Consider the following 14,824-nt stretch of genomic DNA (forward strand, 5'->3'; position numbering starts at 1 on the left):
TAATGAAAAGTGAAAAGGTTGTAGTGAATAATGAAGAATTGTTTTATGAGAAAGAATAGTCCATTAAGAGATAATAGTTACCATTTTGCGATACAAATTGTTGAATTGGTAAGTCAACTCCAAAATTTGAAAGAGTTTGTTTTACGTCGTCAGATTTTGAAAAGTGGAACAGCTTTAGGTGCCTTAATCCGCGAAGCTGAATTTGCACAAAGCAAGGCAGATTTTATTCACAAGATGAGTATTGCACTTAAAGAAGCTAATGAAACTGATTATTGGCTCAACCTATTATTTGATAGCGGTTATATTGTCCAAAACAAGTTTGATGATCTAATAAAACAGTGCAGTGAGCTAATTGCAATGTTGATTTCCACAGTAAAAACAACTAAGGCATCACTCAGATCATAGCCTTTTACCATTAACCTATTACTTTTCACTTTTAACTATTAAATCTTAATTCTTATATATGGCAAAACTAACCAAGACGATTGAACTAATGGAGCGCATTGATAGGCTCATTAAACGAAATGCAACCGGGACACCCAATGAACTGGCCGAAAGACTGAATATATCAAAAGCATCGCTGTACAGGGTGATTGATGTAATGAAAGAATTTGGTGCACCCATTGAGTATTGTATTGTAAAGCAAAGCTTTGTTTATACAAGGAATGTGGCTTTTTATTGTGGTTTCTACGCTGATGAGCTGAAAGCACAAGAACTGCAGGCTTTAAATGGGGGCTTCGCCACACTTGAAAAATTAACAAATATTAACAGGAAATTATTCTCAGTCTCAAAAAATGAGACTGGCATATTTTAACATTGCATTTGTAACGTTACAAAATACCCCGATGGACGTCCTTGCAAAACAGTTCCACCGGGGCGCTGGCCACAGCCAGCACAAAATTAATTATTTTATAAACTTAAATTTTGTGATAATGAAAAATTTAAATGAATTAGGCGTTCAGGAGATGAGTAAAAAAGAAATGAAAACCATTAATGCAGGTGGATTATCTGACTTATTTACAGTAGTAGGTGTTCCTTTAGCAGGAGTAGGAGTTGCGGTTGGAATCGCAACAGGAGGAGTTGGATTTGCACTAGTTGGTGCTGCTTTTGCTGCAGGAGCCCTAATTTCATGGGCGAACGATGTTGGTAGGTAATTATAACTCATTGGTATCTGTGGGTGCCAAAACACAGATACCAATAAACCTATATATTATGTTAAAATACATTTTTATTAGTTTTATCATTACGCTTGGTGGATTAAGTCTAATTTCTTTGGATTTCGGTTATTTAATTGTTGCAATAATATTGTATATCATCACATTCAACTTGTACTGTTTAAATAATAAGAGTATCCATTGGCAATTTAGTATCCTTGCTATGTTCTTATTCACCATAAGTGTAGTTAATATCTTAAATAACCTTAGTTTTCTGATGCTAATTGAGGTAATTGGAACTTTCGCTATACTTTTTTATTCAATGCTTAAGCAAATAAAAAGCACTAATTAAAACATTCGTCCTACTATCATTCATGTTTTATTCGCGTTGATTTATTATGATATTCGGTTATCTCTTCGCTGACACAGTTTTGTAATTTGTACATTAGATGGACGTCCTTGCAAAACAGTTCCACCGGGGCGCTGGCCACAGCCAGCACAAAATTAATTATTTTATAAACTTAAATTTTGTGAAAATGAAAAATTTAAATGAATTAGGCGTTCAGGAGTTGGATGCTAAAGAAATGAAAAAGACGGATGGAGGAATTATTCCGCTATTAATTGTTGCAGCAGTAGGTTGGGGGACCTTTACATTAAGAACTGCAGCAGTTGGCGCTGTCGCTGCTGTAGTTGCTGACAAAGTAGTTGATAATTACGATAAAGGGTATGCAGAAGGTAATAAATAGAAAGCTATGAAGAATATAGAAATATTACGTGAATTAGATGCCAAAGAACTCAAGGAAACAAATGGAGGTATAACACCATTTGGTGCTGTTTTAACGGTTTTTGGAGTTATCGGAGCTGTTGAGTATGTTGCATACGGTATTGGATATGCACATGGATGGGTTGATAAGCAAATTGAAAAAATGTCTAACGATTAAATTAAATAGGCTGGTAGCAATGCCAGCCTAAATTGACTTATGAAAACAAGAATTGTTATAAATGCATTAAAACTAATTATTTTAGTCTTTGCTAGTATTGGATTTGTTGATATGGCAGAACTTTGTATTGAGAAGATTTGCTCAACCTTTAATATCTCATATTACGTTTCAACAAATGTTTATAGTATTTCAAAACTTATTGTTTTTCTCTTATTAATTGTGATTTCGATTAAAGAAGGATTTTGGAAGAGAAGGTCTGTTTTCTAGGTGTATTAATGAATTTAGTAACCTTCTATTATAATACTTATAAAAAATAAATTTTTCATCTCATTCTTGGGTGGTTTAATCTTCTATCTCGCTTTATTAATAATTAATAAAACACTTATCTGGCTTGATGTTAAGGATAACAACTATATAATATTTCCCTATTGGGGATACATTGTATTGTTTATTGGCTTATTGATTTGGTTTCCTGTGAGAAAAAAGAAAGTTTAACTTAAAGGGCGCCTTTCTATACAAATCCATTCGCGTTGTAATAGCGCTAACTAAATACCCATCCCAACAAAATTAAGCTATTAACCGACAATATGAATCCCCAACAATACACAATCAATCATCATAATTATAAAATGATTCTGTGACACGATAAAGCCATTCTCCATGGTGATAAAATGAATTTTTGAGCTGATAAAGTGGATAATGGTGTCGATAAAGTCATTAATCGACCCGCTAAAATGAATGTTTCAAAAGACAAGCTCAGAGTTCGTACCGATAAAATGAATAATTACCCCGATAAAATAACTAGTAAAAGCAATTATATCCTATTTCAGTGCTACAGAGCTAAGGCGATAGAGTTAGCACTATGAATAAACCAAATATTAACTTTAAACACTAATCCATGTCAAATTTTCAAAAACTATCGGTTGACGAAAAAATTACCGATGTAGAGAAACGTTTCAACAACGTTAAAAGCAGTAAAGAAATTATGAGTCTGCTAACGGTCTTTAATATTGATGCAGCTTATCTGGACGAAGGCTTGCAAACTGTCACTAATGCGCGTGATGCCAGCAATACTCAAAAGAAAGAGTATAGCGAGCAGTACAACGCCACTAACGAGCGCGACAGTAAACTCGACGAGGTGGAAGAGATCTACAAAAAGACCGAAGGTATTGCCCGGATTGTTTTAGCAAACAATGACTTAAATACTTCGCTTAAAATTGGTTTACCCTTGCCAGCCAAAATCAATGCCGGCATCGAACGCATGCGCTCGTTTTATGATGGCGTGCTGGGCGATGAACAGCTGCTGACTTTAATGGGCCGGTATAACCGGGGTGCTGAAGTATTGCAGGCTGAGCAGGCCCGGGTAATAGAGTTAATTGAGCTACAGGCCAGGCAGCAAAAAGAAACGGGCGAAGCACAGCGTGCCACCCAGTTGCGAAACGACGCCGTTGAACAAATGATAGCCCGAAACAGGGAGTTAATTGCCCTGTTGAAACTGGCACTGGGCAAGCGCAACGACCTGCTGGAGGTAGCGGGCCTGTTTGTTAGAAATTAATAGGACAAATAAAAGAAATACAAGGGTTGCCATAATTTGCTTGGCAACTCTTTTTATGTATGTTTTTGTTTGCTTCAGCAGCCAATGTATTTTTAAGATTGAAATAACCATCTAAACAGCTTACTGTGCTTACGCGCATTCTAATTAGTGCTGGCCTTTGCAGGTCTGCTCATCATCCTTTGGGCAATTTTTGTTGCCAAAGCAGAAGGGTTGATGCCTGTCGGTTTATTACTGATTGCTATTTCGGCTTTATTATCCGCGGTGGCCATCTTAAAGAAATCATATAACAAAATAAGGTAATGGCATAAGTGGGCGTTAGAATGGATATCAAAATTTGAAAATACAGAATAATTAAACCTGACAAAGAAACTTATGCGTATAACATGGCTTACTCGCGGTCTTTTCCTATTAAGGAGGCTGCACATCGTACAATTCATTCTGGTCTTTCTAATGTGCTTTTTCCTGCTCCAACTTATTTCATTTGCCTTTCCTGGTAATTGGGCTGACAACGCTGTGGTTAATGGCATGTCCGATAGCAAAAAGGTGGTCTTCGGCATATTTTTCGGACCATGGTTAGAAACCGTTATCTATCAATCACTCATAATTGGTGGTATTTGTTTTTTTATCAAACGGCCACGCTATAATTTTATCTTATCCATTGGGCTTTCTTCTATTCTTTTTGGATTATCGCATTGGTTTAGCGTGTATTATATTATTTGGGCCACTGTGGGGGGGGTGTTTATGGGTGTAGCATATTATGCAGCCCGCTATCGAACTAATTGGGCATTTATGCCGGTATTCATAATACATGCCACCTGGAACAGCATTGCGTTTCTGGCTGATTTGTTGACGCGTTAATAAACTTTTAGATGAAAAAATTCCTATTAATTAGTTTGGCCATTGTTTTGATGTTAACAGCAGGTGCTGTTGTGACATCCATTTACCAGATATTGTCACAGCATCATAAGCTGGCAAAGGGCACATTAGCTTCCAAAGTGCTTTGCGATACCATTCCATTCTATTATTCCCCTTCAGGCCACATCTTAATCGATGCTCAAATCAACGACAATGAAGAAGCTTATCCGTTTATATTGGATAGCGGAGCATCTAACATGTTGTTTAGCCATTTTACGGCTGGTAAGGATTTTGATAATAATGGTTATGGTATTGGTATCGGTTCGGCGGAGAATGTCTTTGTAACCAAAATCAAAGGGATTGATTCGTTAAAAATTGGGGCATTGAAATTTATTGGGCTTAATGCCAAAGAAGCTGATTTCAATTTTGATTGTCAGCAACATGTGGCTGGTATAATCGGTACAGGCCTTATGCAGCATTTGGTATGGCAAATCGATTTTGAAAAGCAGATGATTATTGTAGCCAATAGCCTGCAGCAATTAAGTTTAAGTGATGATAGAATAGAAATACCATTACGCAGAAATAAATACAGTCATCATTTGCGGGCGGCGATAAAACTGCGGTACAATAAACGGCCTAAAGAAGTGTTGGTGGACCTGGGCAGTAACCGCACCCTGGCCATCAAGGAAAGCCTACTATTGAGTGACTCTATCCCTCTGTTGTCAAAAAGAATAGATGGGCAGGCGAGTAAAGGACTGGGAACAAAAGTGGATACCACTATCACTCATCATTATTACTTGCTGGATAGCCTGCTGTTTAGTGAGTCATCCTATCATGTTACCGATGTAACTGTGGGGGCTGGCTCCAAAAGTCTCAATTTATTAGGCTTGGGCTTCTTTACTAATTACCGCACCACCATAAGCTGGCCCGATAATCTACTCATTCTGGAACCCTACACTACCCAGCCCGATTTTAATATTAACACCAGCGGTATGTCTGTTCAATATAACGGCGTCACTCAGAAAGTGGAAATTGGAACAATAGCAGAGGATATGCCTGCAGCCAGGGCCGGTTTGACTGTTGGCACCGAGGTTATTTCGGTTAATGGGATGCCACTGGCCGACCTGGATAGTTACTGTGTATTTAAAAATACCAGTTTTGAAGGTGATACAGTAAGGTTAAAAGTTATAACTGATACGGGTGATATTCAGTCGTACAAATTGATTAAAACACCTGTTTTTGAGAGATTCTGACTATAGACTATTCAGCCGTTTTTATCACTCCGCTATGTGCGCATCCATTCGCGTTGAAATAGCATAAAAAGTTTCCCATCCCTCAAATATCAATTTATTAGCCGACAAATGAGTCCTTAATAAAGCACAATCATGATCCTCCTTTACCTTGTGTTAGGGGTGCAATAAATCCCATTACTCACCCAAAAGTGCTTTATTATTAGTATGTTTATGTGGCTATTGTGCATAATAACGGCATGGTATATATAAGGGCGATATAGAGGGTTGGTGTTTTTGTGTTTGGAAGTTATTAAGCATCAAATAAAAACTATTTAATATTTTGAACATTGAAAAAACTTAAATTATTAATACTGCTCATAAGTACGGGTTTTAATGTCTCTATTGCCCAAAGTTTTATCTCTAATGGGATTGCATATAAAATTACATCCACAGATGGTTCGTATACTGTAGAGGTATCTAATAAAGAACCAAAATATTCAGGTACTGTTGTGATTCCTAATACTTTAATTCACGAAGGAAATACATATGCTGTAACTGCTATTGGTGACGAGGCTTTTATGGATTGCCGAAAATTATCAAAAATTGAAATCCCTGATAATGTTAAAACAATCGGTAATGATGCTTTTATATATTGCCATGAACTAGCTACCATTTCTCTAGGTAGTTCATTAACTTCAATTGGAGATAATGCCTTTAGATATTGCTATCTACTAAAAAGATATAACGATTCCCGATCAGGTTACATATATTGGAGATTTGGCATTTCATAGCTGCAGCATTTTATCCTCAGTTCACATAGGAAAATCAGTAGAAACTATAGGGGCTAATGCATTTAGTGGTTGCAATGAACTTACAACAATACAATTGCCAAATACAGTTAAATCGATTGGTGATGGAGCGTTCATGAATTGTGATAAATTGGCTTCAATAAGTGTTGGCAATTCTGTTGAAACAATAGGTGATATGGCATTTTATAATTGTATTAATTTATCGAATATAACTTTGCCAAATACTCTCAAAAATTTGGGGGGCTCTGTTTTCTATAATTGTATTATTTTAGAGTCAATTAATATTCCCGATCAAGTGCAGTCAATAGGATATTATGCCTTTGAGCGTTGTTCTTCTTTGAATTCTGTTACAATAGGTAGTTCTGTTAAATCCATTGGCCAGGCAGCTTTTAGTGAATGCGAGAAAATTAGTTCGCTAGTTATTCCAAATTCAGTAGAATCTATTGGTATAGGTGCGTTTGATCAATGTACTAACTTAACTTCAATTGTATTAGGAAAGTCAATTACAAGAATTGGTCAAAATGCTTTCAGGGGATGTCATTCCATGCAAGAAATAACCTGCTATGCAATTGAACCACCAAGCCTTGACTGGTGGGTATTCACTGATGTATCTAAAACCATCCCGCTCTACGTTTTAAGGCCAAGTATTGATGCTTATAAAAGTGCTACTGGCTGGAAAGATTTCACCAATATCCAATTTGAGATAATTAATGACAATGGAATTTTGTTTGTAATTAGTTCGATAGAACCCGGTGAGGTGATTGTTATTGGCGCAGGTATTTCTGGCAAAATAGTTATATCATCTGAGATAGCGCACAAATACGACAACTTCAGAGTAGTATGCATCGAATCAGAAGCTTTTAAAGATAACAACCAAATTGATGAAATAGTACTTCCGAATACTATCACAACAATTGAGGAACGAGCATTTTATAATTGTTATAATTTGGAAAAAGTTTCGCTCGGTAGCTCAGTTGATATTATTGGCGCGAGTGCTTTTGAAAAATGTAGTAAATTAACGTCGATTCAATTACCTGATCCCTTAGAGGAGATCGCTTACAATACATTTAAAAACTGCTTAAGCCTAACATCCATTGAATTAAATAATTACCTAACTATTATTGGTAATTCTGCATTTGCAGGTTGTATTCGTATAAACACAATCGAAATACCTAATTCTGTAAAAAGTATTAAAGGGAAAGCATTTGAAGGTTGTATAGAACTAACAAATCTCACATTAGGTTCCTCTCTAAATAGTATAGGATATTATGGATTCAAAAATTGCACTGGAATAAACTCTATTACCTGTTTGAGCATAACGCCTCCTATTTTATCTTCTGATGTTTTTGTTGGGGTTGATAAAACAATACCTGTATATGTTTCTGTAGAAAGTTTAACAGACTATCAAAAAGCAGATCAATGGAAAGACTTTTTTAATATTAAAACAGGGATTGAATCGAATAACGCAATAAATTTTTCAGTATATCCGAATCCTGTAATAAACAGGTTAGTAGTAGATGGCATCTTTCCAGATACAAAGATATCAATTTATGATATGAGCGGTAAGCAAATCTATACCCGTACATCCAAAACTACAAAGGAACAAGTAGATTTTAGTAATTTTTATAAAGGGGTATACATTCTTAAAGTGGAAAAGAGTAGGAATAGAGGAGTAACTACAATATTAAAAAAATAGTATCAAAGCAATATTTTGATAAGGATTAGTTGTGTAGTTATCCATGATAGCAGATTCATTTTCATAAAAATGATGCTGGCCAACAATGGTTATAAAGTGAGCCGTTTCATATGGTTATTTAGTAGCTTCGGCGGTCATCGCCAAATCACTGATTTGGCTTTTGAAATGAAAAGTTAAAAACCAATACAGCGCTTTGGCTCCGTGAAGTTTGAAAGTGAACTGAGGTTAATCCTCACTTACGCGTAATTGCCAAGTTGTTATGGAACATTAAAAGACATCAATGAATAAAGAAGAAAGTAAGAAAGTAAAAATCGTATTGATATCATTTTCTGTGATTCTACTTTTAATAAGTCCCATAATTTATAATTCCTATGTCAGTCAGATCAAAATTGATGTTGTAAATGGCAATTATTCTGACTATGAAACAAGAGTAGAGAAATTGAATTTAGTGATTCAATTAAAAAAGAATGATAATAACGCAAAGCATTTATTGATTCAAGAATTCTGCAGGAATAATAAGTTTCAAGAAGCATTAAATTACTTAAACAGTATCAGTACTTATGACAATATTCGTTTTTCAACAATTAAAGGAATGATATACGAACTTCAAAATAAGGAAGATAGTTCTCGATTCTATTATGAAAATGCACTCTTGTTATTTGAGAAAAAGATGGAAGGGAAAGCCCAATTTAGTATTTACAGACTTAATATATTAATGTTGCTTAATAGATTTGAAACTGCCAATGAAGAGTTGAGTAAATATCAAATATCGAAGGACTATGATTCATTTTATGACACTTATAATCCCATAAACGAATTTGATAGACAACGGTTTATTAACTCGGAATTGGGTATGCCAAATCAATTAAATTAAGAAACGCTCCCTAATAACTAAGCGTTCTGGCTGGTTGAAAACCAGAGTCTGAACGCGGTGTTGCCGACAACCGGGTAGAAATCACAGTCTATGGGAATTGATATAAGTGAGGTGAGCCAGCAGATCAATCATCAGCTCAAAAAAGCCGGAAATCCCAGAGAAACATAATTATGAACCAGAATATGTGTTTGGAAGTGATGATTGCGAAAACGACACCTCCTTTTTAATTATCAAAACTTAATCCTATTTTTAACTGATGACGCGGCAGCTTAAATGGTTTTTAGACAGACTGCCGTTACCTGCCATTTGAATAAAGAACTGTATCCGATAATGAACTATAGAAATTGCATGAAAACGACACTATTTTTAACCTTACTATTTTTATCAACGGCAATATCATCCGGACAAGCAATTAAAATTGGATTTAAAGATTCGATTCAATCAAATGTGCTAAATGAAACCCGAAAGTTTATCGTAAAACTTCCAAGAGATTATAATAACTCAGACAAATCCTATCCTGTACTTTATCGATTAGATGGAGATTTAGACACGTACACTGAGACTGTTGGGACAATCAATCGACTGGTTCATATGGATGAATTAATACCAGACATGATTGTGGTTATGATTGAGAACACAAACAGGAATCGTGACATGATGCCGACAAATACAAGCTTTTTCACATCAAAGCCTGGTGCTGTCGATTTTAAAAAGTTTATAGAAAATGAATTGGTTTCACACATAAATAGTTCTTATCGAACAACTCATGAAAAACTTCTATGCGGACAATCATTAAGTGCAATATTTACCATATACTACTTCTTGACAAGCCCAAACTCATTTGATTCATTTATTGCATGTAGTGGTGGGTTTCCTGAGTGTGAAGAATATTTCATTGACCTAACAAATAATTACCTAAAAGTTGAGCAAGACAAGCCAACAAATCTTTTTCTAACGCATGGCATGACTGATTTCTTAGACCCAGAAGGAGTAATAAAAGAGCAACTTGTAGATTTTAGTCAAAGGCTTGAATCAAAAAACAATATATCTTGTAAATTAAAAATCTATGAAGACGAGGGACATGTTCCTTTTCAGAGTTTATATCATGGATTGAGATTTATATATACATCAAAAGATAGCAAATAAAAACGGCAGGTATGTGTATAATGTATAGCGGGCCTAGCGGTTTTTGAGGGTGCCGATTCCTGCCTCGATAGTCTCGTCCTTTAAAAACTGAAAGATAATGAAGCATCTAGTTTTGATTTTAGTGGGTATAACATTACTGTTTGGATGCCGGAATTCATCACAGGTCGTCAAAGAACCTTGGATTGAAAAACCTGTTGCATCATGGCCTGATTTTGCATTAACCAACCAAATTAGTTTCACCGACACAAGCTATTCTGACATTGCCAACTCATTTCTCGTAAATACAGGCTATGACACCATTGGTGTTTCATGTAAACATCTGTTTATGGTTTTTGAGAATCAACTTGGATTAAGCAGTATTGATTTAGGGACCAAATTCAATTATTGGACGATGTACCCTAAAAATCACAAAGAAAAAACAGTGACGATAAAACAATTAATTAACAAAGACCCAAACGAACAGATTGGTCAGTTTAATACCTTGAAAATACGTGACTGGATTATTTTTGAATTAGAAGATAACAGCAACCAGCTTTACCCATTGAAGATTAGATACTCACCTGTAAAAAGTAACGAGACAGTATATGCTGTTGGCTGGGGGTTAAAACAGAAAGACAATTCAAAACCTGCCCTAATAAAACTGCAATGCGTCAAAAACCTGGGAGACTATTTCTATATAAAACCATTCAAAACAGACACTCATCCGGCAGGAAGAAGTGGTTCTCCTGTAATTGATAAGAATGGGTACTTAGTTGGAATTGTATCAGGACAAGAAGGAAATCTGGGAGTAATAGGAGGGGTTAAGTATTTAACCACCATGTTAGACCAATATGGCATAAAACATAGAAAGCCCGGTCACTAATAGCTATGCCTCCGCTACTGCGCCAATCCTTTCGCGTTGTTTGGCATAAAAAGTTTCCCGTCCCTCAAAAAAACAACTTATAAGCCGACAAATGAGTCCTCAATAAAGCACAGTCATGCTCCCTCTTTACCGTGTGTTAGGTGTGCAATAAATCCCATTACTCACCCAAAAGTGCTTTATTATTGGTATGTTTATGTGGCTTGCACAGGGTATATAATAGCGGCATACACTATATATGGTACGATAAGAGTGATATAAAGTGTTGGTGCTTTGTATTGGGAAGTTAACATGCATTATAAAAACCAACCAAATTGAGCTAATGAGAAAAGTATTGATATTTCAACTCTTCATAATTGTTTCAAATATCGGATTTACACAAACAAAGTATGACTCGATTTTTGATGAGACAGTAAATTTTGTCGAAGAAAATTATGCAGGCTACCAAGACAAGACTACGAACAAGAATGATTTTTACAATTATCTTCTACAAACAATCAGACAAGACCCTATTAATTCATCTAATGACCTGAGGAATAATTTAGATAGATATCTTGCATTTTTCGAAGACAGACATTTAAAATTGAATGATTTTGATCTGGCGGAGTTTATCGCGAGTGGAAAGAATAACCAATATAAATCTAGTGAATTCAAATTTGACATTTTAAATGAATCAACTTGTTATTTAAAAATTCCTCATTTTTTGTCCAGTTCATTAGTTGAGAAGTTAATAAATGAAAATATAAGTTCCATTTCGAGAAAAAGAAATTTGATAATTGATATTCGAGGTAATGGTGGAGGTAATGACAATTCATATCACAAACTTTTACAAATAATTGCAACAAATGATATATATCTACGCAATGCCAAGTTTCTAAAGACAAAAGCAAATTGGGAAGAAAAATATGGCAAATGGGATAAAACCAACGAAGGGAAATTTGTCAATCTTCCTTGGAATAAAAACAAATCTGAAATTTTTAAAAGTTTTACGATATCTGGAATAAATGAATATCCCAAGAGAGTAGCCATACTTGTTGACAGAAACGTAAAAAGCTCTGGAGAAATGTTTGTTTTATCCGCAAAGCAAAGTTTAAAAGTGAAGATATTTGGTGAAAATACAGCTGGTCTAATTGATTATAGCAATGTCAATCAGCATGAAATATTAGAAGATTCATTGTATTTGCAATACCCGATGACTAAAATTATTGGCATACCAATAAATTCGATAGACAATCACGGGATTGTCCCAGATTTCTATCTGATGGATGCTGACCAGATTGGACAGATATTAAAATACTTTGAGATTTGGAATTAAAAATAACGTCGCTACTGCGCGAATCCTTTCGCGTTGTTTGGCATTGAAAATAGCACTAACAAAAACTAAACAATGAAAACAACTATCGGAATCCTACTTTTAATGTTCCCTTTTGTCATAAATGGACAGATTAAGCTCAAAAAAATGACAATTAAAAATTCGGAATTTGGAATAGTCGAAACATTTAAAGTTCTAAAAACTGACCAGTCAATTCGTCATGGTGAATATATTAGAAAACGAAAAGGACAGTTACTTGCAAAAGGAACATATAATTTTGGACAAAAAGAAACATTTCAATACTTTGACTCTGATGGTTCTATATTATTAGAGTATAATTACCAAGAGCATAAAATTATAAATTATAAAGAACCCAACAATTACGACCACTATCTAGACCTTAAGACCAAAACACAAGCAGACCGTATTCCATTACCATTATTTAGTCCGGATGAACTCAGAATCTTTATCGCAATGAATGTTAGATATCCACTGGAAGCTATGGAAAGTGGAGTAAGTGGTCGACCAAAGATTGCCATAAAAATTAATAAGACTGGTCAAGTAATAGACTGTGTTATATTTGAAAGCTCACACAAAGCTTTAGATGATGAATCCTTAAGAGTATTAAAAAAGCTACCAAAAACATGGAATTTCGTACCTGCAATGAAAGACGGTAAACCCACAGAATCGTTTGTCATTGTTCCTGTCAACTTTATTATAGCTTAAAATAGAAATGCCAATAACCAAAGCATTCAGTCTGGTTAAAAACCAAAGTCTGAACATCCCGAGTGATTCTGACTATAGACTATTCAGCTGTTTTATCATACCACGTTTTATTGGCTTCTCTCTGTACTTGGTTTATTCATTGGATGGGTTTGTTGCTCTGGCCAATTTTAACCATTTTTAAAACGCAATGACCGAAGGCGGTAGGTAAATGAATGTGGTTGAATGCTGTTAGCTTGTCAGTAACTAAAGAAAATATCATCATGAAAAAAATCCTTTTAATCATTGTTTTATGCCTGTCGTACATGGGCATAGTTGCTCAGCAAGCTGCTATCTGGAATGAAACACCTGCCGAAAAGCAGGAACGCATGGCCTGGTGGACACACGACCGTTTTGGCATGTTCATCCATTGGGGCTTGTATGCCCTGCCGGCTCGTCATGAGTGGGTGAAGATGCACGAGCGTATGGATGATGAAGCCTACCAGAAGTACTTCGACTATTTTAACCCTGACCTGTATGATGCCACAGAGTGGGCCAGGCAGGCAAAAGCGGCCGGTATGAAATATGTGGTGCTGACGGTGAAGCATCACGAGGGTTTTTGCTTGTTCGATTCGCAGTATACCGATTATAAGGTGACCAACACGCCTATTGGTCGTGATTTGGTTAAAGAGTATGTGGAGGCTTTGCGCGCCGAAGGGTTAAAAGTTGGTTTCTACTATTCGCTCATCGACTGGCACCATCCCGATTTCACCGTTGACCGTATTCATCCCTTACGAACCGACGATGCCAAACAGCTGAAAGCACTGAATAAGGAACGGGATATGGCTAAATACCGCGAATACCTGCATAACCAGGTGCGCGAGATTTTGACCAACTATGGTCAGATAGATATCTTGTGGCTCGATTATTCATACCCGGGTAACAATGGTAAGGGACGCGATGACTGGCATTCAGTGGAGTTGTTGAAAATGGTCCGTCAGTTGCAGCCCGGCATCCTGGTTAATGATCGCCTGGACCTGAAAGATGTTAAAGGTGGCTGGGACTTTACCACACCCGAACAGTTTAAACCCAGCAAGTGGGTGGAGATAGACGGGGAACGTGTGCCATGGGAAACCTGCCAGACTTTTTCAGGTTCGTGGGGCTATTACCGCGATGAGCATACCTGGAAAGATGCCAAACAGCTGCTTGTATTGCTCATTGAGTCAGTTAGTAAAGGAGGCAACCTGTTGCTAAACGTGGGACCTACCGCCCGCGGTGTTTTCGATTACCGTGCGCAGGAGCGCCTGAAGGCCATGGGGCAGTGGATGACATTCAACGACCGCGCGATATATGGTTGCACCCAGGCGCCTGAACAATATAGCGTGCCAGCGCATACCATTCTCACCTATAATGCATCAACGCATCGTTTGTACATTCACCTTGTGGACTACCCCATGGGCGACCTCATACTTCCGGGCTATGAAGGTAAAATCGCATACGCTCAACTTTTACACGATGGTTCAGAGATTAAAATGTCGACCAGGCGACATGGCTACGGACCAGCTCATGAGCAAAATATCAAGGGTAACATCGTTTTAAAATTGCCGGTTGTAAAGCCTTTAAGCGAAATACCTGTGATTGAACTGATATTAACTAATTAGCAAGGCAAATGATAATGATGGATAGCGG

Annotated in this window: 16 protein-coding genes; all 16 read left to right on the forward strand. The window is 36.4% G+C overall.

Features of this window, described 5'->3' with window-relative positions; translation table 11 throughout:
- Positions 1 to 45 precede the first annotated feature (45 nt).
- The 16 genes from KEM09_RS00280 to KEM09_RS00355 all read left to right on the forward strand — a co-directional run bounded on the left by KEM09_RS00280 (position 46) and on the right by KEM09_RS00355 (position 14,796).
- Positions 46 to 405 carry a four helix bundle protein gene (locus tag KEM09_RS00280; protein WP_212223641.1) on the forward strand — a complete coding sequence of 120 codons (360 nt, stop codon included), beginning with the start codon at positions 46 to 48 and terminating at the stop codon, positions 403 to 405.
- A gap of 58 nt (positions 406 to 463) precedes the next feature.
- Complete coding sequence (locus KEM09_RS00285) at positions 464 to 814, forward strand: HTH domain-containing protein (RefSeq protein ID WP_212223643.1); 351 nt, start codon at positions 464 to 466, stop codon at positions 812 to 814.
- Positions 795 to 1,154, forward strand: coding sequence for a hypothetical protein (locus KEM09_RS00290; RefSeq protein ID WP_212223645.1), 360 nt, complete (start codon positions 795 to 797; stop codon positions 1,152 to 1,154). Before KEM09_RS00285 ends, KEM09_RS00290 begins: the two co-directional genes overlap by 20 nt.
- 536 nt (positions 1,155 to 1,690) lie before the next feature.
- A complete protein-coding gene (locus KEM09_RS00295; protein ID WP_212223647.1) occupies positions 1,691 to 1,900 on the forward strand; it encodes a hypothetical protein in 210 nt (69 codons plus the stop codon).
- Between the two features lie 6 nt (positions 1,901 to 1,906).
- Positions 1,907 to 2,095: a class IIb bacteriocin, lactobin A/cerein 7B family gene (locus KEM09_RS00300; RefSeq protein WP_212223649.1), complete on the forward strand. Its 189-nt coding sequence runs from the start codon at positions 1,907 to 1,909 to the stop codon at positions 2,093 to 2,095.
- Between the two features lie 898 nt (positions 2,096 to 2,993).
- Complete coding sequence (locus KEM09_RS00305; RefSeq protein WP_212223651.1) at positions 2,994 to 3,650, forward strand: PQLLE family protein; 657 nt, start codon at positions 2,994 to 2,996, stop codon at positions 3,648 to 3,650.
- 372 nt (positions 3,651 to 4,022) lie between these two features.
- Entirely contained in the window at positions 4,023 to 4,508 is a 486-nt protein-coding gene (locus tag KEM09_RS00310; protein ID WP_212223653.1) for a CPBP family glutamic-type intramembrane protease, read from the forward strand.
- A gap of 11 nt (positions 4,509 to 4,519) precedes the next feature.
- On the forward strand, positions 4,520 to 5,758 hold the full coding sequence (locus tag KEM09_RS00315) for a hypothetical protein (protein ID WP_212223655.1): 1,239 nt from the start codon (positions 4,520 to 4,522) through the stop codon (positions 5,756 to 5,758).
- A gap of 326 nt (positions 5,759 to 6,084) precedes the next feature.
- On the forward strand, positions 6,085 to 6,528 hold the full coding sequence (locus KEM09_RS00320) for a leucine-rich repeat domain-containing protein (protein WP_212223656.1): 444 nt from the start codon (positions 6,085 to 6,087) through the stop codon (positions 6,526 to 6,528).
- Positions 6,515 to 8,242 (forward strand): leucine-rich repeat domain-containing protein, encoded by a 1,728-nt coding sequence (locus KEM09_RS00325; protein ID WP_212223658.1) that lies wholly within the window; start codon positions 6,515 to 6,517, stop codon positions 8,240 to 8,242. The genes KEM09_RS00320 and KEM09_RS00325 overlap by 14 nt, the downstream gene beginning before the upstream one ends.
- Before the next feature lie 280 nt (positions 8,243 to 8,522).
- On the forward strand, positions 8,523 to 9,116 hold the full coding sequence (locus KEM09_RS00330; RefSeq protein WP_212223660.1) for a hypothetical protein: 594 nt from the start codon (positions 8,523 to 8,525) through the stop codon (positions 9,114 to 9,116).
- A gap of 348 nt (positions 9,117 to 9,464) precedes the next feature.
- Positions 9,465 to 10,262 (forward strand): alpha/beta hydrolase, encoded by a 798-nt coding sequence (locus KEM09_RS00335; protein WP_212223662.1) that lies wholly within the window; start codon positions 9,465 to 9,467, stop codon positions 10,260 to 10,262.
- A 97-nt stretch (positions 10,263 to 10,359) separates the two neighbouring features.
- Positions 10,360 to 11,124 (forward strand): trypsin-like peptidase domain-containing protein, encoded by a 765-nt coding sequence (locus KEM09_RS00340; protein WP_212223664.1) that lies wholly within the window; start codon positions 10,360 to 10,362, stop codon positions 11,122 to 11,124.
- Between the two features lie 319 nt (positions 11,125 to 11,443).
- Positions 11,444 to 12,436 (forward strand): S41 family peptidase, encoded by a 993-nt coding sequence (locus tag KEM09_RS00345; protein ID WP_212223667.1) that lies wholly within the window; start codon positions 11,444 to 11,446, stop codon positions 12,434 to 12,436.
- Between the two features lie 72 nt (positions 12,437 to 12,508).
- Positions 12,509 to 13,159, forward strand: coding sequence for an energy transducer TonB (locus KEM09_RS00350; protein WP_212223669.1), 651 nt, complete (start codon positions 12,509 to 12,511; stop codon positions 13,157 to 13,159).
- A gap of 260 nt (positions 13,160 to 13,419) precedes the next feature.
- Positions 13,420 to 14,796 (forward strand): alpha-L-fucosidase, encoded by a 1,377-nt coding sequence (locus KEM09_RS00355; protein WP_212223670.1) that lies wholly within the window; start codon positions 13,420 to 13,422, stop codon positions 14,794 to 14,796.
- Positions 14,797 to 14,824: the final 28 nt, after the last annotated feature.

The sequence above is a fragment of the Carboxylicivirga mesophila genome (assembly GCF_018271975.1).
GTDB lineage: Bacteria > Bacteroidota > Bacteroidia > Bacteroidales > Marinilabiliaceae > Carboxylicivirga > Carboxylicivirga mesophila.